The sequence below is a fragment of the Roseibium sp. HPY-6 genome, from assembly GCF_040530035.1.
In the GTDB taxonomy this organism is placed as follows: Bacteria; Pseudomonadota; Alphaproteobacteria; order Rhizobiales; family Stappiaceae; genus Roseibium.
Genome location: NZ_JBEWCD010000002.1, coordinates 1551324 through 1576554 on the forward strand (window position 1 = coordinate 1551324; position 25231 = coordinate 1576554).

24 protein-coding genes are annotated in these 25231 nt (G+C 57.4%); 15 read left to right on the plus strand and 9 right to left on the minus strand.

Translation table 11 applies throughout. The features are described 5' to 3' along the window. The 7 genes from ccoO (at position 1) to ccoS (ending at position 6381) form a co-directional block, all read left to right on the plus strand. The gene (gene ccoO / locus ABVF61_RS18495) at positions 1-735 is read left to right on the plus strand and encodes a cytochrome-c oxidase, cbb3-type subunit II (protein ID WP_353995010.1); all 735 of its coding nucleotides are present in this window, start codon (positions 1-3) and stop codon (positions 733-735) included. Positions 736-740: 5 nt separating this feature from the next. Then, a complete protein-coding gene (locus ABVF61_RS18500; protein WP_297578633.1) occupies positions 741-896 on the plus strand; it encodes a cbb3-type cytochrome c oxidase subunit 3 in 156 nt (51 codons plus the stop codon). A 3-nt stretch (positions 897-899) separates the two neighbouring features. Next, positions 900-1778: a cytochrome-c oxidase, cbb3-type subunit III gene (ccoP, locus tag ABVF61_RS18505; RefSeq protein WP_353995011.1), complete on the plus strand. Its 879-nt coding sequence runs from the start codon at positions 900-902 to the stop codon at positions 1776-1778. Positions 1779-1968: 190 nt separating this feature from the next. Next, positions 1969-3432 (plus strand): cytochrome c oxidase accessory protein CcoG, encoded by a 1464-nt coding sequence (gene ccoG, locus ABVF61_RS18510; protein WP_353995012.1) that lies wholly within the window; start codon positions 1969-1971, stop codon positions 3430-3432. A gap of 10 nt (positions 3433-3442) precedes the next feature. Continuing rightward, complete coding sequence (locus ABVF61_RS18515) at positions 3443-3958, plus strand: FixH family protein (protein ID WP_353995013.1); 516 nt, start codon at positions 3443-3445, stop codon at positions 3956-3958. Positions 3959-3967: 9 nt separating this feature from the next. Continuing rightward, positions 3968-6223, plus strand: coding sequence for a cation-translocating P-type ATPase (locus tag ABVF61_RS18520; protein WP_353995014.1), 2256 nt, complete (start codon positions 3968-3970; stop codon positions 6221-6223). Further along, on the plus strand, positions 6223-6381 hold the full coding sequence (gene ccoS / locus ABVF61_RS18525; protein WP_353995015.1) for a cbb3-type cytochrome oxidase assembly protein CcoS: 159 nt from the start codon (positions 6223-6225) through the stop codon (positions 6379-6381). Before ABVF61_RS18520 ends, ccoS begins: the two co-directional genes overlap by 1 nt. A 27-nt stretch (positions 6382-6408) precedes the next feature. Here ccoS and ABVF61_RS18530 read toward each other — a convergent pair whose 3' ends face one another. Further along, on the minus strand, positions 6409-6588 hold the full coding sequence (locus tag ABVF61_RS18530) for a hypothetical protein (protein ID WP_353995016.1): 180 nt from the start codon (positions 6586-6588) through the stop codon (positions 6409-6411). Positions 6589-6841: 253 nt separating this feature from the next. On the opposite strand from ABVF61_RS18530, the gene ABVF61_RS18535 reads away from it, so the two are divergent. Further along, entirely contained in the window at positions 6842-7372 is a 531-nt protein-coding gene (locus tag ABVF61_RS18535; RefSeq protein ID WP_353995017.1) for a response regulator, read from the plus strand. 24 nt (positions 7373-7396) lie between these two features. Here the strand turns inward: ABVF61_RS18535 and ABVF61_RS18540 are convergent, their stop codons facing one another. Further along, entirely contained in the window at positions 7397-7618 is a 222-nt protein-coding gene (locus ABVF61_RS18540) for a hypothetical protein (RefSeq protein ID WP_353995018.1), read from the minus strand. A gap of 199 nt (positions 7619-7817) precedes the next feature. Between ABVF61_RS18540 and aroQ the strand changes: the two genes are divergently transcribed. Further along, a complete protein-coding gene (aroQ, locus tag ABVF61_RS18545) occupies positions 7818-8261 on the plus strand; it encodes a type II 3-dehydroquinate dehydratase (RefSeq protein ID WP_353995019.1) in 444 nt (147 codons plus the stop codon). Between the two features lie 27 nt (positions 8262-8288). On the opposite strand, the gene ABVF61_RS18550 is transcribed toward aroQ, so the two are convergent. The 7 genes from ABVF61_RS18550 to urtA form a co-directional block, all read right to left on the minus strand. Continuing rightward, a complete protein-coding gene (locus ABVF61_RS18550) occupies positions 8289-9035 on the minus strand; it encodes a sugar transferase (protein WP_353995020.1) in 747 nt (248 codons plus the stop codon). 258 nt (positions 9036-9293) lie between these two features. Next, positions 9294-10601, minus strand: a complete 1308-nt coding sequence (locus tag ABVF61_RS18555) for a UDP-glucose dehydrogenase family protein (protein WP_353995021.1) — start codon at positions 10599-10601, stop codon at positions 9294-9296. A 180-nt stretch (positions 10602-10781) separates the two neighbouring features. Then, entirely contained in the window at positions 10782-11477 is a 696-nt protein-coding gene (urtE, locus tag ABVF61_RS18560) for an urea ABC transporter ATP-binding subunit UrtE (protein ID WP_353995022.1), read from the minus strand. A 3-nt stretch (positions 11478-11480) separates the two neighbouring features. After that, the gene (urtD, locus tag ABVF61_RS18565; RefSeq protein ID WP_353995023.1) at positions 11481-12227 is read right to left on the minus strand and encodes an urea ABC transporter ATP-binding protein UrtD; all 747 of its coding nucleotides are present in this window, start codon (positions 12225-12227) and stop codon (positions 11481-11483) included. A gap of 4 nt (positions 12228-12231) precedes the next feature. Further along, a complete protein-coding gene (gene urtC, locus ABVF61_RS18570; RefSeq protein WP_353995024.1) occupies positions 12232-13470 on the minus strand; it encodes an urea ABC transporter permease subunit UrtC in 1239 nt (412 codons plus the stop codon). After that, complete coding sequence (urtB, locus tag ABVF61_RS18575; RefSeq protein WP_353995025.1) at positions 13467-15086, minus strand: urea ABC transporter permease subunit UrtB; 1620 nt, start codon at positions 15084-15086, stop codon at positions 13467-13469. The genes urtC and urtB overlap by 4 nt, the downstream gene beginning before the upstream one ends. A gap of 168 nt (positions 15087-15254) precedes the next feature. Further along, positions 15255-16538 (minus strand): urea ABC transporter substrate-binding protein, encoded by a 1284-nt coding sequence (gene urtA, locus ABVF61_RS18580; RefSeq protein ID WP_353995026.1) that lies wholly within the window; start codon positions 16536-16538, stop codon positions 15255-15257. A 282-nt stretch (positions 16539-16820) separates the two neighbouring features. Between urtA and ABVF61_RS18585 the strand changes: the two genes are divergently transcribed. The 6 genes from ABVF61_RS18585 (at position 16821) to ABVF61_RS18610 (ending at position 24920) form a co-directional block, all read left to right on the plus strand. Then, positions 16821-20210, plus strand: coding sequence for a hybrid sensor histidine kinase/response regulator (locus tag ABVF61_RS18585; RefSeq protein ID WP_353996453.1), 3390 nt, complete (start codon positions 16821-16823; stop codon positions 20208-20210). After that, a complete protein-coding gene (locus ABVF61_RS18590) occupies positions 20200-21114 on the plus strand; it encodes a response regulator (RefSeq protein ID WP_353995027.1) in 915 nt (304 codons plus the stop codon). The genes ABVF61_RS18585 and ABVF61_RS18590 overlap by 11 nt, the downstream gene beginning before the upstream one ends. A 183-nt stretch (positions 21115-21297) precedes the next feature. After that, positions 21298-22182 (plus strand): metal ABC transporter substrate-binding protein, encoded by an 885-nt coding sequence (locus ABVF61_RS18595; RefSeq protein ID WP_353996454.1) that lies wholly within the window; start codon positions 21298-21300, stop codon positions 22180-22182. Positions 22183-22291: 109 nt separating this feature from the next. Further along, on the plus strand, positions 22292-23164 hold the full coding sequence (locus ABVF61_RS18600; protein ID WP_353996455.1) for a manganese/iron ABC transporter ATP-binding protein: 873 nt from the start codon (positions 22292-22294) through the stop codon (positions 23162-23164). After that, the gene (locus ABVF61_RS18605) at positions 23164-24057 is read left to right on the plus strand and encodes a metal ABC transporter permease (RefSeq protein WP_353995028.1); all 894 of its coding nucleotides are present in this window, start codon (positions 23164-23166) and stop codon (positions 24055-24057) included. The genes ABVF61_RS18600 and ABVF61_RS18605 overlap by 1 nt, the downstream gene beginning before the upstream one ends. Then, positions 24057-24920: a metal ABC transporter permease gene (locus ABVF61_RS18610; RefSeq protein WP_353995029.1), complete on the plus strand. Its 864-nt coding sequence runs from the start codon at positions 24057-24059 to the stop codon at positions 24918-24920. The genes ABVF61_RS18605 and ABVF61_RS18610 overlap by 1 nt, the downstream gene beginning before the upstream one ends. Positions 24921-25231: the final 311 nt, after the last annotated feature.

A 25231-nucleotide genomic window follows, 5' to 3' on the forward strand; every position in this document is an offset into this window, starting at 1 on the left:
ATGTCTGCATGGAAAAAACACGAAATCTTTGAGAAGAACTCCTTTGTCCTTCTGGTCGGCATTCTGGTCGCGGTCTCCGTCGGCGGTCTGGTAGAAATCGCTCCGCTTTTCTATCTGAAGAGCACGATCGAAAAGACCGAGGGGATGCGTCCCTATACGCCGCTGGAGCTGGCCGGGCGCGACATCTACATCCGTGAAGGCTGTTATCTGTGCCACTCGCAGATGGTCAGGCCGATGCGCGATGAGCTGGAACGCTATGGGCACTATTCACTGGCGGCGGAAAGCATGTACGACCATCCGTTCCAGTGGGGATCCAAACGGACGGGTCCGGATCTGGCACGGGTCGGCGGGAAATACTCCGACGACTGGCATGTGGAGCACTTGATCGACCCTCGGTCGCTGGTGCCGGCCTCCATCATGCCGGGTTATCCGTTCCTGGCTGAAAACAGGTTGGAAACCCGCGATATCAAGGCGTCGCTGTCGGTCAACTCTTTCATCGGCGTTCCCTACACGGACGCACAGATCGAAAACGCCGCGTCGGATGTCCTTGGCCAGGCTATGCCGGATTCGGATGCGGCCTATGATTTCGAAGAACGCTGGCCGACCGCAACGGTCCGTGATTTCGACGGCAATCCGCGGGAAGTCACCGAGATGGATGCGCTGGTCGCGTATCTCCAGGTGCTCGGCACCATGGTTGACTTTTCCATCTACGATGATGCGGCAAACTCGAGGTAAGAGCCATGAACGAGACGTATAGCGCTTTCGCCGGCTTCGCTCAGACCTGGGGCCTCATCTATTTCATGATCCTGTTTGGCATCGTTCTGGCCTACGCCTTGTGGCCGAAGAACCGCAAAAAGTTCGACGATGCTGCTCAGATCCCGTTCCGCGAGGACTGATCCATGTCAGACACACACAACAAGGAAGTCGACCAAATCTCCGGGGTCGAGACCACGGGCCACGAGTGGGACGGCCTCAAGGAATTGAACAATCCGTTGCCGAGATGGTGGCTCTACATCTTTTACGCCACCGTTGTCTGGGCGGTGATCTACTGGGTTCTCTATCCCTCGTGGCCACTGGTGTCCTCATACACCAAGGGCGTTTTGGGTGCGAACCAGCGGCAGGAAGCGACCGCCGCCTATGACAAGGGCGTCGCGGACCGGGCTCAATTCGCCGACAAGATCGTTGCAACTTCTCTGGAAGACATAACGCAGGATCAGGATCTGCTCCAATACGCCCTGGCTAATGGCAGGGCGGCATTTGGCGACAATTGTGCGCCGTGCCACGGTTCCGGTGGAACGGGTGCGGAAGGCTATCCGAACCTGCAGGACGATACCTGGATCTGGGGCGGTACGCTGGACGACATCCACACGACGTTGCTTTACGGCATCCGGACAGACAACGACGATGCCAGGTTCGGTGACATGCCGGCCTTCGGCACCGACGAGTTGCTCACCCGCGAGGAGATCGATCAGGTGTCGAACTTCGTTGCCTCGCGTGCAGGCGTTGAAACGGATGCCGACGTTGATCTGGCGGCCGGGCAGGTCCTTTATGAAGACAATTGTGCCGCGTGCCATGGCGACAATCTGGAAGGTATCCAGGAAGTCGGCGCACCGAGCCTGATGTCAGCCAACTACCTTTATGGAAATTCGCTGGACGACATCAAGGCGCAGGTGGCGGCACCGCGCAATGGCGTGATGCCGGGATGGGTTGAGCGCCTGGATCCGGCGACCATCAAATCGCTTACGGTCTATGTCCACTCCTTCGGCGGGGGGCAGTAAGCGCACGAAAAAGGTGCGGCAAAAGCGCCGGACCAGACGAAAACTTTGATCCGGCGCAAGGTGTGACGCTTTGCGCCGGGTTAACTTCACAGGACGCTGATTAAGATCGGCACCCGGAAGCGGGCTCGACCCGCTCCGGAACTCAATGAGATCCTATTGGGGCAGGATCGCGTTAAAGAGGACGGACGGTATGTCTGCGGACACCGAAACGCATGAGGGCGGACACTCGGAAGAGTGGTTTGCGTCGGCCAAGAAAATTTACCCCATGGCAACCCACGGCCTGTTCCGCAGGATCAAGTGGACGTTGCTATTCATCACGCTCGGCATCTATTACTTCCTGCCGTTCATCCGCTATGACCGCGGACCGGACGCGCCGGGACAGGCGGTCCTGATCGATATGGATCATACCAGGGCCTACTTCTTCTTCATCGAAATCTGGCCGCAGGAAGTTTATTACCTCACCGGCCTGCTGATCATTGCAGCCGTTGCGCTCTTTCTGATGAACGCGGTCGCCGGACGCGTCTGGTGCGGCTATCTGTGTCCGCAGACCGTGTGGACCGATCTCTTCCTGTGGGTCGAACGCAAGGTCGAGGGTGACCGGCGGGAGCGCATTGCCCTCGACAAGGATCCCTGGACATTCGGCAAGATCCGCAAGCGCGCCACGAAACACTTTTTCTGGCTGATGATTGCCTGGTGGACGGGTGGAGCCTGGGTGCTTTACTTCAACGATGCGCCCACGCTTGTCTGGCAGTTGCTGACGTTTCAGGCCCCGATGATCGCCTATGTGTGGATCGGTATTCTGACCACAACGACCTATCTGCTCGCGGGTTTCATGCGTGAGCAGGTGTGTATCTATATGTGTCCGTGGCCGCGCATTCAGGCGGCCCTTACAGATGAAAAGGCGCTCAACGTCACGTATCGGTGGGACCGGGGCGAACCACGTGGTTCGCTGAAACACAACAAGGAACTCGCCGCCCAGGGCATGCCTGCGGGCGATTGCATCGACTGTTATCAGTGTTTTCAGGTTTGCCCGACAGGCGTCGACATCCGAAAGGGCATGCAGCTCGACTGCATTCAATGCGGTCTTTGCATCGACGCCTGCGACAACATCATGACCAAGATCGGCAAGCCGACCGGTCTGATCGCCTATGACACCGACGAAAACATCGAGCGCCGGATCGAGGGGAAAGAACCCGTCTACGAGATCGTTCGCGTGCGGACGATCATCTATGCGGCGATCATTGCGGTTGTCGGTGCCATCATGCTGTTCACGCTGCTCAATCGCGATTTTGCCGACATCAGCGTCCTTCACGACCGCAATCCGGTGTTTGTTGAGCAATCTGATGGTTCGGTGCGAAACGGCTATACGGTTCGCCTGTCCAACAAACGGCGCCACACGAGGGCCTTCATGCTGCACGTAGAAGGCATGCCTCCGAACACGCAGGTTGAGGCCGTCGGTGCCGATTCAACCTTCGCCGGGCGCCCGATCATCGAGGTTGGGCCCGACACCACGCGGGAAGTGCGCGTGCTGGTCAGCTCGCCGCCCTGGGAAAAGATGCCGCAATCAACACCGGTCACTTTCCGGATCACCGAAAGCGTCATGGGTGAGGTCGTGACCACCAAAGACACGTTCAAAGCACCTGGTGAGCCTTGAGGAGAATGAAATGACGATGGTCCAGTCGAACATGAAAGATCCCAAGGCAATTACGGGCAAGACCGTCCTTGCGTGGCTCGCGTGTTTCTTTGGAGTTATCTTTGCTGCCAACGCGATCTTCATCTACCTCGCCCTCGGAACGTTCCCGGGCGTGGTCGTCGACAGCTCCTATGAGGCGGGGCAGGCCTATAATCAGGAGATTGCCGCGGCGAAGGCGCAAACGGAACGTAACTGGCAGATTTCGAGTGACATTTCGCGTTCTGGGAACGACGGTGCCAGGCTTGTTGTCACCGCTGCGGATGCTGAAGGCTCACCTCTTTATGGTGTCGAGATCCGTGCGTTCTTGCGGCATCCGGCCCAGGCGAACCTGGACAGGGAAACGGTTCTTCGCGCCGACGGTGGCGGGAAGTATGTCGCTGACGTGGAAGGGCTTCCGGCCGGAAATTGGACCCTGGTCCTCGAGATCACAGAGGACGGAGCCCGGAAGTTCAGGTCGGAAAACCGGATTTTTCTGGCCAGCGAGTGAGATGATCCGGTGACAATACATCAGCGAGACTGGCAGGCTTTCGTTACGCCCGCAAAGGATGGCGCGGTCCATATGGACCTCGCGGTCGACGGCATCACCTGCGCCGCCTGCATGGGCGAAATCGAGCGCGGACTGAAGCGCTTGCCGGGTATTCGCAGTGCGCGTGTCAATCTGACCAGTCAACGGCTCGCAGTTGACTGGGTTGAAGATCAGACAGGCGCGGAGGAAATCGTCAGGGAGCTGTCAAAGCTCGGTTACACGGCTCATCCCTTCGATCCGGCGAGCCAGAAGGAGCGCCAGGACCAGACCGGCAAGCAGCTTTTGCGTTGCCTGGCAGTCGCCGGGTTCGCAGGCATGAACATCATGCTGTTGTCAGTCTCCGTCTGGTCCGGCAACGCGACGGACATTACCCCGGAAACGCGTGATTTCTTCCATTGGCTCTCCGCGTTGATTGCGCTTCCGACAGTTGCCTACGCAGGGCGGCCCTTCGTCAGGAGCGCCTTTGGCGCGCTTGCGGCCGGGCGTTTGAACATGGATGTGCCGATTGTGATCGGTGTCTTCCTTGCCGTTGCGCTCTCCGTCGTGCAGACGCTTCAGCACCATCACCACGCTTATTTCGAGTCAGCGGTGATGCTGCTGTTCTTCTTGCTTGTCGGCCGTTATCTCGATCATAACATGCGCGGGCGTACCCGTTCTTTCGCGGAGAATATTGCAGCACTGAAAGCCGAGGTTGCCGCCCGCATCGGCGCAGACGGCAGTGTACGCGAAGTACCTCTTTCCAAAATAAACACCGGCGATTTGGTTATGGTCGCTGGTGGTGAACGCGTTCCGGTTGACGGTGTCGTTGAAACGGGTCTGTCTGATATCGATCAGAGCCTGGTTACAGGTGAAAGCGTCCTTGTGCCTGTCAAACCTGGCCAGAGGGTCTATGCTGGCACCATGAACGGTTCCGGCGCTTTGCATGTCCGGGTCGAAGCCGCTTCGGGTGCAACGCTGCTTGATGAAGTCAACCGGTTGCTGGAAACGGCCTCTCAGGCGAAGTCTGCATATGTGCGCATTGCCGACCGCGCTGCCCGTCTTTATGCGCCACTGGTTCATGGAGCTGCCGCCTTGACCTTTCTGGGCTGGTTGCTGGCAGGAATGGCGTGGCAGCCGGCGCTGGTGATCTCGATTTCGGTGCTGATCATCACATGCCCCTGCGCATTGGGGCTTGCGGTTCCGGCGGTGCAGGTTGTTGCCTCCGGTCAGCTGTTCCGGTGCGGAATTCTGCTCAATTCCGGCGATGCGATCGAGCGTTTTGCCGACATCGATACGATCCTGTTCGACAAGACCGGAACGCTGACGCAACCCGAACCGGAACTGTTCGAAAAACTAGATCCGGAAGACAAGCTGGTAAGCCTGGGCGGGCGCCTGGCTCTTGCCAGTCGGCATCCGCTCGCAACCGCCCTTGTCAAGGCAAGCGGCGCGATCGTTCCGCTGCCGCATGTGGAGGAAATTTCCGGCGCGGGGCTCCGGACACTTTATGAAGGCGAAGAGCTTCGCCTTGGCAGTCCATCGTTCTGCGGCGTGGACGAGGTCGAAACCGAGCAGGCGCTGAATTTGGTTCCCGGCGCTTCGATGCTTGCAATACGCCATGGCAACCGGCCCGCACGCCTGCTTGCGTTCCGGCAAAAACTCAGATCCGACGCCAAAGAGGTGATCGACGCACTTCGAGATCAAGGCTACGCGATCGAGATCGTTTCCGGCGACACGAAGCCGGCGGTCGCCGATTGTGCGCGTATTCTGGATGTGCCTGCATGGCGCTCAGGCATGAAGCCGGCGCAAAAGATCGCACGGCTGGAAGAATTGCAGGCCAAGGGACGCAAGGTACTTATGGTTGGCGATGGCTTGAACGATGCGCCTGCACTTGCTGGTGCTCACGTTTCACTCTCACCCGTTTCCGCTGTCCATCTCAGTCAGGCTGCCGCTGACGCGGTTTTCCTGGGCGATCGATTGAGGCCAGTCGTCGATGCGCTTCGACTGTCCGGGAAGGCGCGCGCGGCGATTGAACAGAACCTCTGGATCTCCGCGCTATACAACGTGGTGGCAGTGCCTATTGCGGTCGCCGGGTTCGTGACACCGCTCATGGCTGCCGTTGCGATGTCCGCGTCCTCGCTTGCAGTGACGGCAAACGCGCTCAAACTGAAGTGGGGTGAGAGAAAACAGCTATCGCGGTACAACGAGGATGCCGGCTCAAACAATCCAGCATCGGGAGGCGATCGCTAATGGATGTGCTCATTTTCCTGATACCCATCGCGCTCTTCCTTGGAGCGCTCGGACTGACAGCGTTTTTATGGTCTTTGAAAAGCGGTCAGTACGACGATCTTGAAGGCGCTAAATGGCGAATTCTTGATGATGACGATTTGCCCGGAAACAACCGCTGACGCAAAGAGGCAGGGCAGGCCGAAGAGCTAGACCAGAATGTTGGACAGTGCCATGGCAACCGCCAGAAGCACGAGCCCAATGCCGGAGAACAGCAGGATGTTTTCGCGCGTTCCGTTCGAGCCCGGTGCGGACGGCTTGTGATTTCCCGCGAGCGGCTCGTCCTGTCTGCTCTGGTCCGGATCTGTGGTCATTAGGCTCGTGATCATTGATGAATGGCATCTCATTTTTGTTTCTGCCTTCAGGATGACCGGGAGCTCTGAAAGTCGCGTTAATCCGGAGCGCGCAAAAGGATTAATTACGGGCAACATTACCAAGTCATGAAAGCAGCCGTCGCATTAAACCTTTCAAAGGGTTACCTTTCTTAACGCAACCCGTTTTCCGCTTCTGCAACCGGCGCTACGGGAGATAACCCATTCTTCAGGATTTTGTGGCAAGACAGTCACAACAAAGGAGGAATGGGTGAGCCTGGATCTTGCCTCTTTGACGTTTTTGCTGGTCGAAGACAGCGCGTACATGCGTACGATCCTGCGCACAATGCTGCAAGGATTTGGCGCACGTCGCATTGTTGAAGCCGAGGATGGCGCATCCGGCCTGGAGGCCATGGATCGTGCAAATCCTGACATCCTGATCCTTGATTGGGTGATGCCGATCCTTGACGGCGCCGATATGGTCCGCATGATCCGCAGCCCGAACAACCCGTTCGCTTACATTCCGATCATCATGGTGACGGCCCATACGGAGCGGAGCCGGATCGTCGAGGCCCGCAGGCTGGGCGTACACGAATTGCTGTCGAAGCCGATCTCCGCGAAATCGCTCTACCAGCGCGTTTCCAGTGTCATCCTGCATCCCCGTGATTTTATCAAGACGGCGACCTATTTCGGACCGGCGCCGCGCGAGATCAGGAACAGGCAGAAGATCTGGCAGGGCGGACCTCCGGGACAGGGCCAGCCAGGCGGCGAAGCGCCTGAAAACGTTACCGCAATCGGCTAAGCTTTTACTCTACTGTGATGAGTGTCAGGCAGCCGACTGGGCTGAAGAGCCGATTTCGTTCGCGACCTTCAGCGTCCCGGCCGTTTTCGCTTCGAAAGCATCGGCAAACTGGGCCAAAACATCCAGGTCCACGGTATAATTGTCCAGAAGAAACTGGGACAGGATCTCAATCGGAAGATGCTGATAGCCCTCTATTGCGGCCATCAGAGCTTCGGGTGTATCCAACCGTTCACGCAGCTTAATCATTTTTGTCCGCTGAATTGAGTTTCCGCCAGCATGAAGATTTATGGTTAATACTGCGTAAATCTGACAGGCGCAAGAGTGAGGAATGCCCGTTTAACGGACGGTTTCGACAGTCCACAGTCTTCTGGGGAAGACTTTGCGTAATAACTGGTAATTATGACAAACGGACCGCATTTTGCGGCGAGGAAATCAAGGATATCTCATGCCAAATGTTGTCTACATCCTGAACGGACCGAACCTTAATCTTCTGGGCAAACGGGAGCCGGAGATTTACGGTCATCAAACTCTGGATGATGTCCGTGACTTGTGCGTGGCAGCGGCTGAAGAGCATGGATTGCAGATCATATTCCGTCAGACCAATGCCGAACATGAGCTCGTCGACTGGATCCAGGAAGCGCGCGAGGCCGCCCATGCCGTTGTTATCAATCCGGCTGCGTACTCACATACGTCAATCGCCATTCTGGACGCGCTGAACGCTTGTCCATGTCCGGTGATCGAAGTGCATGTTTCAAACATTCACGCGCGGGAGAGTTTCCGGCACCACTCCTATGTGTCGCATCGTGCCGATGCCGTCATCGCCGGGTGCGGTGTCGAGGGTTATCTGCTTGCGCTCCGACGCATCGCAACCCTTCTGGAAAGCAAGTGAGTTGAATTCCTGACCGAGTGGCCTGCGTCAGTAGCCGTTACCGCGGAAGAATTCGCGGATAAATGTTCTCGCCAGGATCTTGAGGTCGAGCGTGAGACTTTGCTTCTCCAAGTAAGCGAGATCATGCTCCAGCCGCATCCGCGCGGAAAGTGCGTCTGCGGTTTCTCCACGATACCCGTTGACTTGCGCAAGACCCGTAATGCCGGGGCGCGCCAGATGGCGATCCATATATCTTGAATCGAACTTCTCGTAAGCTATTCCCGCTGCCAACATACCTGGTACATGGGGACGTGGACCGACCAGCGACATATCCCCTTTCAGGACGTTCACCAGCTGCGGCAGTTCGTCGAAATTGCTGCGGCGCAGAAAATTTCCGACGGCCGTCACGCGCGGGTCATTCGAGACGGTTTGCGAGACGCCCGTTCCGTCGCACATATGATCGTGCATTGTCCGGAATTTGAAGATCGTAAAGCGCTCGCCGTTCAAGCCGTATCTTTCCTGGCGGAAGATAATCGGGCCCCGGCTTGTGAACTTGACGGCAACGGCGATCATAGCAAGAAGCGGTGCCAGAAGGATCAAGCCCGTTCCTGCGCCAACCACGTCGACAAATCGTTTCAGAACAGACGGTTTGCGGGCCTCGACCCGCCGAGATATCTGCGGGGCGTTGTCCTGGCCAAAATGGAATGAATTTAATTTGATATTGTTTGTTTTATCGATATTACGGCACTGGTTGTCACCGGCATATCTAAGAGTTTTGTTCGCCAAGCGTCGCAAGCCTCAAGCCTATGATTGTGGATCGATAGGTAGCGCCCAAACAACCTAGCGGATCTTTTTTGCGTCACCGCCGCATCGTTAACGGATGGTGAACGAGAAACGTAAAATCCCTGCTTATTGCTGGACTTGTTAGCATCTCGATTCAGCCGCCGCAACGCCCGAGATCGCTTCAGTTGTTAAAATTTATGTAATAATTCGTTTAACAAGTTTGACTTTGAGCGCCGCATTCAGCTGCGGCGCTGATCGCAATGGCGGCGTTCAGTAGCTGCGTCCGACGCTGGTGTATTCAAATCCACGCGTCAGCATATAGTCGGGTGTATAGATGTTCCGCAGATCCACCACCTTGGGGGCTTTGAGCAGCGTCTTTACCCGATCGAGATCGAGTGCACGGAACTGATCCCATTCGGTGACAATAACGACAACGTCGGCGTTTTCGATCGCGTGGTAAGGACCGTCGCAGAACAGCACATCGGACATCATGCTTGCCGCTTCATGCATGCTTGCTGGATCGTATGCACGAATGGTCGCACCGGCCGCCTGCAGTTTTTCGACGATGTCGATGCTCGGCGCTTCGCGCATGTCATCGGTATTCGGCTTGAAGGCAAGACCCAGGAGCGCGATCGTTTTGCCTTTCACATCACCGCCCATGAAGTTGATGACTTTGTCAGCCATCTTCTTTTTGCGCTCTGCGTTCACCTCGATGACCGAATCGACGATTTTCAGATCCGATTTGGCATCTGCGGCGATCTTTGACAGGGCGAGGGTATCCTTTGGGAAGCAGGAGCCGCCATACCCCGGACCGGCGTGAAGAAATTTCGATCCGATACGATTATCAAGACCTATACCGCGGGACACTTCCTGGACGTTCGCGCCAACACTTTCGCACAAATCGGCAATTTCGTTGATGAACGTGATCTTGACCGCAAGGAAAGCGTTCGAGGCGTACTTGATAAGCTCGGACGTCCGTCTCTTCGTAACGATAATCGGCGTTTCGTTGAGATAAAGCGGGCGGTAAAGCTCGCGCATCACTTCAACGGCCCTTTCACTTTCCGTTCCAACGACAACCCTGTCGGGCCGCTTGAAATCGTTGATTGCAGCGCCTTCGCGAAGGAATTCCGGATTGGAAACCACTGCAAATTCAGCGTTCGGATTGGTCTTGCGAATGATATCCTCAACCTCGTCGCCGGTGCCGACCGGAACGGTGGATTTGGTGATAATGACGGTGAAACCTTCGATGAGACCCGCGATTTCCTCCGCTGCCGCATAGACGTAGGAGAGATCTGCGTGCCCGTCGCCCCGGCGCGTCGGAGTTCCGACCGCAATGAACACTGCGTCGGCAGTTCGGATTGCTTCGGCTGGGTCTGTTGTGAAAAAGAGCCGCTCTTCGTCGACGTTCTTCGCAACAAGCTCCTGCAAACCCGGCTCGTAGATCGGAATTTGACCGTTGTTCAGGGAGTCAATTTTTGTCGTGTCTTTATCAATGCAGGTCACGACGTGACCAAAATCGGCAAAACATGTTCCGGATACGAGACCGACATAACCGGTCCCAATCATTGCAACGCGCATATCAAATTTCCAGTTCTAAATGCAGACCCGGCAAACAGGGGATCAAAAGCATCTCGATTTGTTGGGCAGCTTTAAAGCTGCACAGCCCCTAGCACGACTGGAGATCCCATTTCTACCCATAAAGGGGGCTGGAACCGCATTGCTGCGCCTTATGGTTTCCAAGGGTTCGCTCTGGCGGAGTTAAACCGTGAGGTAGCGCCGGACCTCGTTTTCCGAAAGGTCGGTGCCTGTACCGGAAAGAACGATCTCACCGCGATCCATCACAGCATAGGTATCGGCCAGGTCGCGCGCGAACTCGAAATACTGTTCAACGAGAACGATTGCCATCGTGCCCTGATCCCGGAGCCAGGCGATTGCGCGGCCGATGTCCTTGATGATGGATGGCTGAATGCCCTCGGTCGGTTCGTCCAACACGAGCAGCTTTGGCCGGGTTACCAGGGCGCGCGCTATTGCAAGCTGTTGCTGCTGTCCGCCGGAAAGGTCTCCTCCACGACGGTTCAACATGTCTTTGAGAACCGGAAAAAGCTCATAAATCGTGTCGGGAATGAACCGCTCCTTGCGGCTGATCGGGGCAAACCCCGTCTCGAGATTTTCCTTGACCGAAAGCAGCGGGAAAATTTCGCGTCCCTGAGGAACCACCGCAATCCCCTTGCGTGCGCGTGCATGTGCGGGCAGGGAAGAGATATCCGCTCCGTCCCACATGATTTTCCCGGCAGAGATGCCGTGCTGGCCGGCAACAGCCCGCAGGGTTGATGTCTTGCCGACACCGTTGCGGCCCATCAGACAGGTTACCTTGCCGGTTTCAGCAGTCAGCGAAACACCCTTGAGCGCCTGCGCTGCCCCGTAATAAAGGTCGATTTGTTCAACGTTCAGCATGGCTCAGCGTCCCAGATAGACTTCGACAACCCGCTCATTTGCGGACACATGATCAAGCGAGCCTTCGGCCAGCACGGAGCCCTCGTGAAGAACGGTGACTTTCACACCGAGCGAACGCACGAACACCATGTCATGCTCGACCACAACAACCGAATGATCCTTGGCGATATCCTTCAGGAGCTCTGCTGTCTCTGCGGTTTCGGCGTCCGTCATTCCGGCGGCGGGTTCGTCCACCAGGAGAAGTTTCGGATCCTGGGCAAGCAGCATGCCGATCTCAAGCCACTGTTTTTGCCCGTGGCTGAGATTTGCGGCAAGTTCGCTGCGTTTGTCGCTGAGCCTGATCAGGTCCAGGAGTTGGTTGATGCGCGTTTTTTCGCCGCCTGTGATCACGTGAAACAACGTTGCGAAAGGACCGCGGGGTGCCTTTAGAGCCAGTTCCAGATTGTCCCAGACCGTATGGCTTTCAAAAACGGTCGGTTTTTGAAACTTGCGGCCGATGCCGAGTTCGGCGATCGATGCCTCGTCTTCGCCTGTAAGATCAATGGTGCCGTTGAAGAAAACCTCGCCGCTGTCGGGCCGCGTCTTTCCTGTAATCACATCCATCATGGTTGTCTTGCCGGCGCCATTGGGTCCGATGATGGCACGCATTTCGCCCGGGGCAACGGTCAGCGAGAGTTCGTTGAGTGCCTTGAAACCGTCAAAGGCAACCGAGACGCCGTCGAGATAAAGCAGGCTTGTTGCTCTGGTCATGATCTCACTCCGCAGGCTGGGGGTGGGCTGCGCCGGCACGCGACGTTGCCGGTGGCGGCTCCGACAGATTGGCCTGCGCTGCCGGAGACTGCGGCGGCTGCGCCGGCGGATCACCGGAGCCTTCTCCGAAATCGGAAGAGATCTTGCGCTGGCGCAGTGCCGTCCAGCCGTCACTGACGGTTCCGACGATCCCCTTCGGCAGGAAGAGCGTCACGAATACGAAGAGACCACCCAGAGCAAAGAGCCAGATGTCCGGAAGCGCGGCGGTGAACCACGTCTTAGCGAAGTTGACCAGAACAGCACCGAGGACCGCACCGACCAGAGTTCCCCGGCCGCCGACAGCAACCCAGATAACCACCTCGATGGAATTGGCCGGTGCGAATTCTCCGGGGTTGATGATGCCGACCTGCGGTACGTAGAGCGCGCCGGCAACGCCGGCCATCATGGCCGAGAGCGTCCAGACGAAGAGTTTGTAGTGCTCAACCCGGTAGCCCAGAAAGCGCGTCCGGCTTTCCGCATCGCGTACCGCAACCAGAACCTTGCCGAGCTTGGACCGCGTGATCGACCGGCAGATCAGGAAGCAGAGGACCAGCGCCAGGCCAGAGGCTGCAAACAGCCCGGCGCGGGTCGTGTCGGCTTGGATGTCGAAGCCGAGAATGTCCTTGAAATCCGTCAGGCCGTTGTTGCCGCCAAAGCCCATGTCGTTGCGGAAAAACGCGAGCAGCAGGGCATAGGTCAGGGCCTGGGTGATGATTGAGAGATAGACACCGGTGACCCGGGAGCGGAATGCGAACCAGCCGAAGATAAAGGCAAGCAGCCCTGGAACGAGCAATACCATGAGGGCTGCGAACCAGAACATGTCGAAGCCATACCAGTACCAGGGCAGTTCCTGCCAATTCAGAAAGACCATGAAGTCAGGCAGGATCGGATCGCCGTAGACGCCACGTGTTCCTATCTGGCGCATCAGGTACATGCCCATGGCGTAGCCGCCTAGGGCGAAGAATGCAGCATGGCCGAGCGAAAGAATGCCGCAATACCCCCAGACCAGATCGACCGCCAGGGCGAGCAGGGCGTAGGTCAGGTATTTGCCCATGAGCGTGACCGCATAGGTCGGAACGTGAAAGGGCGAACCTTCCGGCACGAAAAGATTGCAGACCGGCACCAGGATGATCGCGGCAGCCATGATCGCCAGGAACACGCCTGCGCGGGCATCCATGGCGCGAAAGAGGAATGACGACATCATGCTTCCACTGCCCGGCCCTTGAGGGCGAAGAGACCCCGTGGACGCTTTTGGATAAAGAGGATGATGAAGACGAGGACGAAGATCTTGCCGAGAACGGCGCCCGCATAGGGTTCAAGGAACTTGTTGACCACGCCGAGGGTCATGGCGCCCACAAGCGTTCCCCAGAGATTTCCGACACCACCGAAGACAACGACCATGAAGCTGTCGATGATGTAGCCCTGGCCGAGGTTGGGCGAGACATTGTCGATCTGCGAGAGCGCGACACCGGCGATACCTGCAATCCCGGACCCGAGGCCGAATGTCAGCGCGTCGATCCAGGGCGTCCGGATACCCATGGAAGCGGCCATGCGTCTGTTCTGGGTTACCGCTCGCGTGTAAAGGCCAAATGGTGTTTTCTTCAGGACTAGCATCAGGCCGGCGAAGACCAGAAGCGCAAACACGATTATCCACATGCGGTTATAGGTGATCGTCATCTGGCCCAGCTCGAACGCACCGGACATCCAGTCGGGGTTGCCGACTTCACGGTTCGTCGGTCCAAACAGCGATCTGACCGCCTGTTGCAGAATAAGTGAGATGCCCCAGGTCGCCAGCAGCGTTTCAAGCGGGCGCCCGTAGAGCCAGCGGATAACGCCCCTTTCGATCGCGACGCCGATCAGTCCTGACGTCAGAAAGGCGAGGGGAAGGGCAATAAAGAGCGAATAGTCAAACAAGCCCGGTGCGGATGTCCGGATCAGCTCCTGCACGACAAACGTCGTGTAAGCGCCGATCATCACCATTTCCCCGTGGGCCATGTTGATCACGCCCATCACGCCGAATGTGATGGCGAGGCCAATGGCCGCCAGCAGAAGGACCGAACCGAGAGATAGCCCGTACCAGATATTCTGGGCTGAATCCCAGGCTGCGATTGACTTTTCGATGCTGGTAACAGCGCCAGCTGCTGCTTCCTGAACGGCACCCTCGGAATTGGCCCTGACATTGATCAAAAGAGACAGTGCACTCCGGTTGCCCATCTCGTTAAGTGTTTCGACGGCTGCGAGCTTTTGAGCTTCTTCAAGGTCGGAATTCAGGACCGCCGCGGCGCGAGCCTGTTCCATCACGCGACGGACTGCGTCGTCCGTTTCTGCTGCGATCGCCGTGTCGAGCGCCTCGATGCTCTCGGGATCCTGCGCTTTGAAGACAGCTTCGGCCGCCGCGCGGCGCACCTTTGGATCGGAAGCCATGAGCGTCAGCGATCCGAGCGCTGAACGGATGACACGCCGCAGCTTGTTGTTGACCTTGATTTTCTTGACGTCCCGGCGCCCGGCTTCACCCTCAGCTTCCAGCGTCAGCGGATCGGTGAGTTTATAGGACTTGCCGACCTTCTCGGTAATGAACACCTGGCCGTCTGATTTCCTGAAGAAAAGATCGCCTTCACCGAGCGCTCTGAGTGCCGGGGCAACGGCCGGGTCGCCGGTTGCGACCAGCGCGCCGATCTGCTGCTCCGTCTCGGCATATTTTCCCTTGGCCAGTTCGTTGATCAACGGACGGAGTGTCTCGGTGTCGCTTTGCGCGAATGCCGGAGTGGCGAGACCGGCAATGAAGCTCAACAGCAAAAGAAGCGATCTAAGCAATGGCATGTTTGTGTGCCCTGTTTGTTGTCTGCCTTTTGACAACTTTGGGTTCAATTTCGGGAGTTCGCCTCACACCCGACTCTTGACCGTGGAAGGCAGTCATCGAGCGTGAGGCCGGTTCGCTTGGTGCGCTTGAACTGGAGCGGGCTCAGGAAGCCCGCTCCGTCTCCTCCCTTAAGACCCGGAGCCGCTGCACTTGCCGGTTGCGGTGTTAAAGTTGCCGCAGGACAAAGGCGCACGCCAGTCGGAGATCAGGTCCTTAGAACCGTCCAGGTAATCCGACCATGCATCGCCAACCACCAGACCGGAGGTTTCCCAGACGGTTTCGAACTGTCCGTCGTCCTGGATCTCGCCGATCAGGACCGGCTTGGTGATGTGGTGGTTCGGCATCATTGCAGAGTAACCGCCCGTCAGGTTCGGCACGGATACGCCGACAATTGCGTCGATAACGGCGTCTGCGTCGGTCGTGCCTGCTTTTTCGACGGCCTTGACCCACATGTTGAAGCCGATGAAATGCGCTTCCATCGGATCGTTGGTCACACGGTCTTCGTCACCGATGAATGCGTGCCAGGCGTCGATGAAGTCGGCATTGATGTCGGTGTCGGCGGACTGGAAGTAGTTCCATGCAGCCAGGTGGCCGACGAGCGGTCCGGTGTCGAGACCGGCAAGTTCTTCTTCACCAACAGAGAAGGCAACGACCGGAATGTCTTCCGCCTTGATACCGGCGTTTGCGAGTTCCTTGTAGAACGGGACGTTCGCGTCACCGTTGATGGTGGACACAACAGCGGTCTTTTTGCCAGCCGAACCGAAAGTCTTGATGTCGGAGACGATCGTCTGCCAATCGGAATGTCCGAACGGCGTGTAGTTGATCATGATGTCTTCTTCAGCAACACCCTTGGATTTCAGGTAGGCTTCCAGGATCTTGTTGGTCGTGCGCGGATAGACATAGTCGGTACCGGCCAGGACCCAGCGCTCGACGCCTTCTTCATTCATGAGATAGTCAACAGCGGGGATCGCCTGCTGGTTTGGAGCCGCGCCCGTGTAGAAGACGTTCCGCTGGGATTCTTCACCCTCATACTGCACCGGATAGAACAGCAGGGAGTTCAGTTCTTCAAAAACCGGAAGAACGGACTTGCGCGACACGGATGTCCAGGCACCGAACACGGCGTCGACTTCGTTCACTTCGATCAGTTCGCGTGCCTTTTCAGCAAAAAGCGGCCAATCCGAAGCCGGGTCGACGACAACCGCTTCAAGCTGTTTTCCAAGAAGGCCGCCTTTTTTGTTCTGCTCTTCGATGAGCATCAGCATGACGTCTTTCAGGGTCGTTTCCGAAATCGCCATGGTGCCTGACAGCGAATGGAGAACGCCGACCTTGATCGTGTCTTCCGCAAAGGCTCCGCCGATCATGGTGGACGCCATGAGGCCGGCCAGCGCGAATTTGGTGAATGCTTTTTTCATATGATTTCCCCTTGATAAAAAGACACCGGTTCCCCGCCGGTGCAGGACGGCTGGAAGGACTGCCGCCATCGGGGAGAGATCGTGCGCTGGAACCGCTGCGCCGCAACATACGTCAATTGACGTAAGACGCCTTTCCTGCGCTTTGGCAGTGTGCACGCCGGTTCGGCACGAAATGTGCTGAGCAGGAACGCTTGTGCAAAAGAAATGGGAATCCGGGGCAATGCAGACGGCTGGATGCCGCAAAATTATGCAGAAGATGAAATACTGGGCAGGGCCGTCGCGGTGACTGCCCGTCAACGCATATTGCCCATTCGCCGACAGTACAACAAATGGGTCAATAACCAGACACTCGAGGATTACGCGCTTCGCTTCACGGCGAAAGGGGCGAGACGATTCTCCTCACGCGCAATCTCGCAAACGGCAATCGGTGCGATTTCCTTTCTGGCTCTGGAAGCAATCGGCGGAGCCATCACGCTGTCTCATGGCACAGCAAATGCCTTTGTCGCCATCCTGGTCGGCAGCCTTGTGCTCCTGATTGTCGGTCTGCCGATCAGCCGCTATGCCATGCGTTATGGCGTTGACATTGATCTTCTGACCCGGGGGGCCGGGTTCGGATATATCGGCTCGACCATTACATCGCTGATTTATGCCAGTTTCACCTTCATCCTGTTTGCCATCGAAGCCTCGATCATGTCGAGCGCGCTGGAGTTTGCCTTTGGCCTGCCGCTGTGGCTCGGCTACATCATAAGCGCGGTCGCCGTCATTCCGCTCGTGACGCACGGCATCACATGGATCAGCCGTTTCCAGATCGCAACGCAGCCGTTCTGGATCATCTTGAACATCCTGCCCTTCATGTTCATTGCCTTTACCGATTGGCAGGCGGTTGGCCAGTGGCTGACATTTGCCGGGATCGATCCGGCCACAAATGCGCCAAGAACGGCCCCGGGCGGATGGGACAGCATCAATCTGATAAGCTTCGGAGCTGCGACAGCCGTCATTCTCGCCCTGATGGCTCAGATCGGTGAGCAAGTGGATTTCCTGCGCTTCCTGCCGGCGGAAGACTTCGCCCGCCGGCGGCATCGTCTCGCGTTGTTCCTGGCCGGTCCCGGCTGGGTGATCCTTGGGGCACCGAAGATGATCGCCGGGTCTTTTCTGGCGGTCCTGGTGCTGTCTCATGGCGTTCCGGTTGAACATGCCGATGAGCCTTCGCGCATGTACGCTGTCGCCTTCGGCTATATGATCCCGAATGAAACGGTCGTGCTGCTGCTCATGGCTGCCTTTGTCGTGGTCGCGCAGCTCAAGATCAATGTCATGAATGCCTATGCGGGCTCGCTCGCGTGGTCGAACTTCTTCTCCCGATTGACGCATTCCCATCCCGGCCGTGTGGTCTGGCTGGTATTTAACGTCGGCATTGCGCTGTTGCTGATGGAACTCGGCATTTACAAGCTTCTGGAAGAGACGCTGGGTGTCTTCTCCATCGTCGCCATGGCCTGGCTTTCTGCGATTTCGGCCGATCTTTTCATCAACAAACCCCTTGGTCTGTCGCCGCCCGGCATCGAGTTCAAGCGGGCGCATTTATACGACATCAATCCGGTCGGCACGGGCGCGATGCTATTGGCAGCCGGTGTCGCCCTGGCAGCGCATTTCGGTCAGTTCGGCGAAGTGGCAGCCGCGCTCGCAACGTTTCTTGCCATGGCGATAGCCTTCGTGACAGCGCCGCTAATCGCTTTCGCAACCAAAGGGCGCTACTACCTGGCGCGTAAGCCACGCGTTAGCTGGCAGAGCAAATCGCACATCGCCTGCTCCATTTGCGAGAATCCCTTCGAGCCGGAGGACATGGCTTACTGTCCGGCATATCAGGCGCCGATCTGTTCGCTCTGCTGCTCGCTTGATGCCCGGTGCCACGACTCCTGCAAACCAAAGGCCCGCGTTTCCTTTCAAATAGCAAGCGTTGCCTCCCTTTTCCTGCCCGAAAGGGTGCTCGCCTACTTCCGGTCCCGTCTGGGCCGGTATGCGCTGGTGTCGGTTTTCACGATCACCGGCATTGGCGTTGTGCTCTGGGTCATCTACGCCCAGGCGGCAAGCCGTTTTGGCGATCCCACAGGCATCATCGCGCAAACCGTGACGCTGATCTTTTTCGTCTTCACGATTGTCGCGGGCATTGCCAGCTGGTTCCTCGTGCTCGCTCATGATACGCGCCAGGTCGCCGAGGAAGAATCCGCCCGGCAGAACGCTTTGCTTCAAAAGGAAATCGACGCGCATGGCGTGACGGACGCTGCTCTGCAGAAGGCGAAAGAGGATGCGGAAGCGGCCAACCTTGCCAAAAGCCGGTACGTCGTCGGTCTCAGTCACGAGCTCAGAACGCCGCTGAACGCTGTGCTGGGGTATGCGCAGGTTCTTGAACGCGACGAAACTGTGCCTGTGGCGCGCAGACCGGCGGTCAGCACCATCCGGCGCAGCGCCGAGCATCTGTCTGGTTTGATTGACGGGCTTTTGGACATCTCGCGGATCGAGGCCGGGCGGCTGCAGATCTATTCCAACGAAATCAACATTCACGAGTTTCTTGATCAGATCGTCGACATGTTCAAGATGCAGGCAAGTGCGAAGGGGCTTGGCTTTAACTTTGAAAAAGTCGCCAATCTGCCTGTATTCGTGCGCACCGACGAAAAGCGCCTGCGCCAGATCCTCGTCAATCTCCTGTCCAATGCGATCAAATTCACCGATACCGGCAATGTGTCGTTTCGCGTCGGGTACCGGTCACAGGTCGCCAGATTCGTCGTTGCGGATACCGGCCCCGGCATCGCACTTGAGGAACAGGTCAAGGTGTTTGAGCCTTTCGGGCGGAGCAAGGCGGCAAGCACCCGTGCCGCGCCTGGTCTTGGCCTTGGTCTGACTATCACCAAGCTCCTGACGGAAACAATGGGCGGCGCTATTGCGCTTTCGAGCGAGCCGGGCAACGGCGCGTCTTTCGAGGTCAGGCTCATGCTGGCTGCGGTCGATCGACCAATTGATGTCGTGCGCTTGGAGCGCCAGGTGAGGGGATACCAAGGGCCGCGCAAAACAATCGCAGTGATCGATGACAATCCTGATCACCGCGGGCTTGTCAGGGATATCCTCAAGCCCATCGGCTTCACCATTTTGGAAGCTGAAAACGGCGACCACTGCTTGTCCGGTGTCTGTGACCTGAAGCCGGATCTGTACCTGATTGACGTTCTGATGCCGGGAATGAACGGCTGGCAACTAGCCGAAGCCCTTCGCCGGAAGGACGAACAGGCGCCGATAATAATGCTGTCGGCAAACATTGGCGACCACGCTTTGCGTCCCGACGGACCCGCGCTCCACGATGCAACGCTCGCCAAACCGTTCGATATCGGCCAGCTGCTGGACCTTTTGCAAAAACACATGGGGCTAAGCTGGACTGAGACACAGCAAACGGAGGAGCCTGCAAAAACGAGCGCCGACCGGTTGCAGTCACCGGGCGCCAAGCATGTCGCGGATCTGATTTCACTTGCGGAAATCGGTTACGTTGAAGGTATTGAAGCCAAACTCGCAGAACTCGCGGACGCACCGGAGAACAAGCCGCTCGTCGACACTTTGCACGGACACCTCAACCGGTTCGATTTCGATGCCTACCGGGACGTATTGAACGAATTGGAACCTCATGACGGATGATCGCCGCGATACGGTCCTGGTGGTGGATGACAGTCCGGAGACCCTTGGCTTCGTGACCGAAGCCCTGAAGAAGACCGGTGTTGCCGTTCTTGTGGCAACCAGCGGCGAGGCCGCTCTGACGATTTGCGATAAGGTGAGCCCTGATACGATCCTGATGGATGCGGTCATGCCGGGGCTCGACGGCTTCGAAACCTGCCGGCGGATCAAGGAAAACGCGGCTTTGCAGCACGTTCCGGTGATCTTCATGACCGGGCTCTCCGAAACGGAGCATATCGTCAAAGCGCTGGAATCAGGCGGTGTCGACTTTCTGACGAAGCCAATAGATGTTGACGAGCTGAAGGCACGCATCAAGGTCCATCTGAAGAACGCCCGCTCCGTGCAAAGCGCGCATGTGGCGCTCGATGCGGCGGGTCGGCACCTCGTTGCGGTGACATCCGAAGGTGGCGTCCTCTGGTCGACGCCGCAGATCCACTCTTTGCTCGAGCGGACCGGCAATGCGGAGGAAAGCCTCCTGCAATTAGGTCGTGCACTCGGGGATTGGCTCGAAACGGCAGAACCGTCAGGCCTTTATCACAAGAGTTTCATGCTCGGACTGTCGGAAAACCTCGCCGTGCAACTCCACCCGCTCGGGCGGGTCGGGCCGGATGAAAACCTGTTCCGCGTGACGGCAGAGGATGAAGCCGGTCAGGTCAAGGCCCTGCAGGAGCGGTTCACGCTAACCCAACGCGAGGCGGAAGTGCTGATCTGGATTGCGAAAGGCAAATCGAACAAGGACATTGGCGAGATCCTTGGCTTGTCGCCGCGCACCGTCAACAAGCACCTGGAGCAGATCTTCATAAAGCTCGGCGTTGAAAATCGCGCTTCGGCGGCGGTTCGGGCCGCCGAAATCATCTACGCCCTATAAGGCGGAGAAGTTGCACCGGCCTTGCTCCTTTTCTTTTGGCACCTGAACCCTAGTTGCATCGTTGTTACGAAGTTTTAATGCAAACCGTTCGCAACAAGCTTGACAGTTGCAAATGATTTGCAATACGAATTGCAAAAGTGAAGGCTGGTTTTTCAGGAGACCCGAATGCTCAAGAAACTTGGTATGGCCGCGTCAATGACGGCGCTTTTGCCTGTTTTTGCTCAAGGCGCTTTGGCTGAAGACAAGATGAAGGTCGTGACAACCTTCACCGTGATTGCCGACATTGCGAGCAATGTTGCCGGTGAGGCGGCAGAGGTGGTCTCGGTCACCAAGCCTGGTGCTGAAATTCACGGCTACCAGCCGACGCCCCAGGATATCGTGCGCGCATCCGATGCCGATCTTATCCTGTGGAATGGCATGAACCTCGAACTCTGGTTTGAGCAATTCCTCTCCAATCTCGGCGATGTGCCGGCCGCCACGCTGACCGACGGCATCGACCCGATCGCCATCAGATCCGGATCGTATGAAGGCAAACCGAACCCGCACGCCTGGATGGGTCTCGACAATGCGTTGATTTACATAGACAATATCGTTGCGGCGTTTTCCGCCCAGGACACGGCCAACGCTGAGATCTATAAGAAGAACGCAGAGGCCTATAAGGACAAGATCCGCGCCACCATCGAACCGTTGCGGCAAGCCGTTGCCGAGATCCCCGAGGAACAGCGCTGGCTCGTTACCTGTGAAGGAGCCTTCAGTTATCTCGCCCGCGACTTCGGCATGAAGGAGCTGTACCTGTGGCCGATGAACGCCGATCAGGTCGGGACACCGCAGCAGGTGCGCGCCGTCATTGATGGTGTGCGGGAAAACGACATCCCGGTTGTCTTCTGCGAAAGTACGGTCAATACGGCACCGGCAAAACAGGTCGCCCGTGAAACAGGTGCAAGCTATGGCGGCGAGCTTTACGTGGATTCTTTGAGTGAAGCCGGCGGTAATGTGCCGACATATCTGGATCTGCTGGAAGTGACCGCGAGCACCGTCGCAGAAGGCCTCAAATCCGCTGCTAATTGAGGAAGTCTCCGGAGCCCGCCGGCACATGCCGGCGGGTTTGAATTTGTTCTGTCTTGAATAGTGCTCTTTAATGGAGTGAGCTTTGCTGCAAATCGTCAGGGACCCGGAGATGGATGCGACCGTGACCGCGGATACCGGTGGACTTTCCGCCGAGGATGTCACCGTCACCTACCGGAACGGTCACACGGCGCTGTGGAACGCCAGCTTTGCCATCCCCCGCGGCACGGTCACTGCGCTGGTGGGTGTAAACGGGGCAGGCAAGTCAACCCTCTTCAAGGCGATTATGGGCTTTGTTCCCGCCGCATACGGCACGATCCGGATCCTTGACCGTTCTGTTAAGGAAGCCCTTCGCGATAACCTCGTTTCTTATGTTCCGCAGTCCGAAGAAGTCGATTGGTCATTCCCGGTCCTCGTTGAGGACGTCGTGATGATGGGCCGCTACGGCCACATGGGGTTTCTGCGCCGGCCGAAACCCGCCGACCACGAGGCGGTGGGTCTCGCACTGGAACGCGTCAACATGCAGGACTTTCGCCATCGTCAGATCGGCGAATTGTCCGGTGGCCAACGCAAACGCGTTTTCCTCGCCCGCGCCCTGGCACAGGATGGACAGGTCATTCTGCTCGACGAACCCTTCACAGGTGTTGACGTCAAGACGGAAGAGCAGATCGTGTCACTGCTCAGGGAGCTTCGGGACGAAGGCAGGGTGATGCTGGTGTCGACCCATAATCTGGGTTCAGTGCCAGAGTTTTGCGACCGCACGGTTCTGGTGAAGGGAACGGTTCTGGCCTATGGCCCGACACAGGCAATCTTCACGCGTGAGAATCTTGAGCAGGCTTTTGGTGGCGTTTTACGTCACTTCACCATTTCCGACGAAACGCTGCATACGGATGGAGACCAGCGCAAGGTAACAATCCTGACGGACGACGAGCGCCCCTTTGTCCAGTATGGCGACAAGGTTCAGACCACCGAGGGCGGCCAGTAATGGATCTGCTGCTGGAGCCGTTTTCCTACAACTACATGGTCAACGCCATGTGGGTATCGGCTCTGGTTGGCGGCGTTTGCGCCTTTCTGTCGGCCTATCTGATGCTGAAAGGCTGGTCCCTCATCGGTGACGCCCTGTCCCACTCGGTCGTTCCGGGTGTTGCCGGTGCCTACATTCTTGGCCTCCCGTTTTCGCTCGGTGCCTTCCTTGCCGGAGGTCTGGCGGCCGGCGCGATGCTGTTTTTGTCGGAACGGTCCGGTCTGAAGGCCGATGTCATTATCGGTCTGATCTTCACCTCTTTCTTCGGGCTCGGACTTTTCATTGTGTCGGTCAATCCGATGTCGGTCTCAATCCAGACCATCACCATGGGCAACATTCTGGCGATCACGCCCGAGGACACGTTTCAGCTGGCCGTCATAGGGTTTGTTTCGCTCGCGGTGCTGCTCGCGAAGTGGAAAGACCTGATGGTCACTTTCTTCGACGAAAATCACGCACGCTCCATTGGTTTGAAACCCACGGCTCTCAAGGCCGTGTTTTTCGTACTTTTGTCGGCGTGTGTCGTCGCAGCGATGCAGACCGTCGGCGCATTTCTGGTCATCGCGATGGTCGTCACACCGGGCGCAACGGCCTATCTTCTGTGCGACCGTTTCCCGAGGCTTATCGCGCTCTCGGTCGCCATCGGGGCTTTAACGAGTTTCACAGGCGCTTATGTCAGCTATTTTCTGGATGGGGCAACGGGGGGCATCATCGTCACGCTCCAGACGCTCATCTTCCTGATCGCCTTTCTGTTCGCACCCAAACACGGGCTTCTGGCTGCCAGGCGCAAGGCCGCTGCTGCTTTGCGTAACGGCGGGCGTGACGCAGCTGCGGCAAAGAGCGGAGAGGCAGTCTGATGGACGTTGAGACGCTTTTGCTGCCCTTCAGGTTTCCGTTCATGCAGAACGCCTTCCTGATCTGCATCATCGTGTCTGTACCCACGGCGCTTTTGTCCTGTTTTCTGGTAATGAAAGGCTGGGCGTTGATGGGCGATGCGGTCAGCCATGCGATCCTTCCAGGGATCGTGGTTGCGTATATTCTCGGCATCCCGCTTCTGATCGGTGCTTTTGCGGCCGGAATGATCTGCGCACTGGCGACGGGTTACCTTGCCGGAAACAGCCGAGTGAAGCAGGACACGGTCATGGGCGTGGTGTTTTCCGGCATGTTTGGTCTTGGCATCGTGCTCTACGTGGCGGTCGAGACAAATGCCCATCTGGACCACATCCTTTTCGGCAACATGCTCGGTGTCGGTTCGCAGGATTTGCTGACGGCGGGCATTATCGCGCTGATCGTCGGTTTAGGGCTGATACTGAAATGGAAAGACCTGGTACTGCACAGTTTCGATGCCGCACAGGCCAAGGCATCGGGCCTTCCCGTTAATCTGCTTCACTACGGACTTCTGGCCGCGCTGTCGCTGACCATTGTTGCGACTTTGTCGGCGGCGGGCCTCATCCTGGCCATCGGCCTCCTGATCGCGCCGGGCGCGATTGCTTTTCTGCTCGTGCGAACGTTCGGGGCGATGCTCTGGGTGTCAGTGATCGTGTGCATGGCTTCGATGCTGGCCGGGACTTATGCCAGCTTTTATCTCGACAGCGCCCCTGCGCCCACGATCATTTTGATCCTGACTGGCGCATTTCTTCTGGCGCTTGTCAGGCGTCTTGCCGCAACACGCAAAGCGTCGCTTGATCGCGTATCAGAAAGCAGCAGCAAAGCGGCTTGACCAGATAACGGATTGTCTGGGTCTTCACGCCGAACCCGGAGGTTCGACGGGAGGCCCGTTTGGCAATAGCAGCGCTTCGCCGTAAAGTTGAATGGTTGCATTGGCAGGCACGACGATCCCGAACCTTGTCGCGTCATCAAATATTGCGGCACCGGCAACAAATCAGATGCCGAGAGTTGCTCGAAAACCGGAAACACCGAAAGCGGCGCAAAAACTGGTTTCCGCAACTGAACTTATGTCCTGGTAAAATCATGCAAATACCGCGATGCCCAATTTGAATGGCCGGATGCACTGCGGTCGAACCAATTGAA

Coding starts and splice junctions, on each gene's coding strand:
- urtE (WP_353995022.1), bottom strand. CDS start 11,477: ATGCTGAACGTTGAACAAATCGACCTTTATTACGGGGCAGCGCAGGCG.
- ABVF61_RS18515 (WP_353995013.1), top strand. CDS start 3,443: ATGACGATGGTCCAGTCGAACATGAAAGATCCCAAGGCAATTACGGGC.
- ABVF61_RS18500 (WP_297578633.1), top strand. CDS start 741: ATGAACGAGACGTATAGCGCTTTCGCCGGCTTCGCTCAGACCTGGGGC.
- ccoG (WP_353995012.1), top strand. CDS start 1,969: ATGTCTGCGGACACCGAAACGCATGAGGGCGGACACTCGGAAGAGTGG.
- ABVF61_RS18600 (WP_353996455.1), top strand. CDS start 22,292: ATGGATGCGACCGTGACCGCGGATACCGGTGGACTTTCCGCCGAGGAT.
- urtD (WP_353995023.1), bottom strand. CDS start 12,227: ATGACCAGAGCAACAAGCCTGCTTTATCTCGACGGCGTCTCGGTTGCC.
- ccoO (WP_353995010.1), top strand. CDS start 1: ATGTCTGCATGGAAAAAACACGAAATCTTTGAGAAGAACTCCTTTGTC.
- urtA (WP_353995026.1), bottom strand. CDS start 16,538: ATGAAAAAAGCATTCACCAAATTCGCGCTGGCCGGCCTCATGGCGTCC.
- urtB (WP_353995025.1), bottom strand. CDS start 15,086: ATGCCATTGCTTAGATCGCTTCTTTTGCTGTTGAGCTTCATTGCCGGT.
- ABVF61_RS18590 (WP_353995027.1), top strand. CDS start 20,200: ATGACGGATGATCGCCGCGATACGGTCCTGGTGGTGGATGACAGTCCG.
- ccoP (WP_353995011.1), top strand. CDS start 900: ATGTCAGACACACACAACAAGGAAGTCGACCAAATCTCCGGGGTCGAG.
- ccoS (WP_353995015.1), top strand. CDS start 6,223: ATGGATGTGCTCATTTTCCTGATACCCATCGCGCTCTTCCTTGGAGCG.
- urtC (WP_353995024.1), bottom strand. CDS start 13,470: ATGATGTCGTCATTCCTCTTTCGCGCCATGGATGCCCGCGCAGGCGTG.
- ABVF61_RS18530 (WP_353995016.1), bottom strand. CDS start 6,588: ATGATCACGAGCCTAATGACCACAGATCCGGACCAGAGCAGACAGGAC.
- ABVF61_RS18605 (WP_353995028.1), top strand. CDS start 23,164: ATGGATCTGCTGCTGGAGCCGTTTTCCTACAACTACATGGTCAACGCC.
- ABVF61_RS18610 (WP_353995029.1), top strand. CDS start 24,057: ATGGACGTTGAGACGCTTTTGCTGCCCTTCAGGTTTCCGTTCATGCAG.
- aroQ (WP_353995019.1), top strand. CDS start 7,818: ATGCCAAATGTTGTCTACATCCTGAACGGACCGAACCTTAATCTTCTG.
- ABVF61_RS18555 (WP_353995021.1), bottom strand. CDS start 10,601: ATGCGCGTTGCAATGATTGGGACCGGTTATGTCGGTCTCGTATCCGGA.
- ABVF61_RS18595 (WP_353996454.1), top strand. CDS start 21,298: ATGGCCGCGTCAATGACGGCGCTTTTGCCTGTTTTTGCTCAAGGCGCT.
- ABVF61_RS18540 (WP_353995018.1), bottom strand. CDS start 7,618: ATGATTAAGCTGCGTGAACGGTTGGATACACCCGAAGCTCTGATGGCC.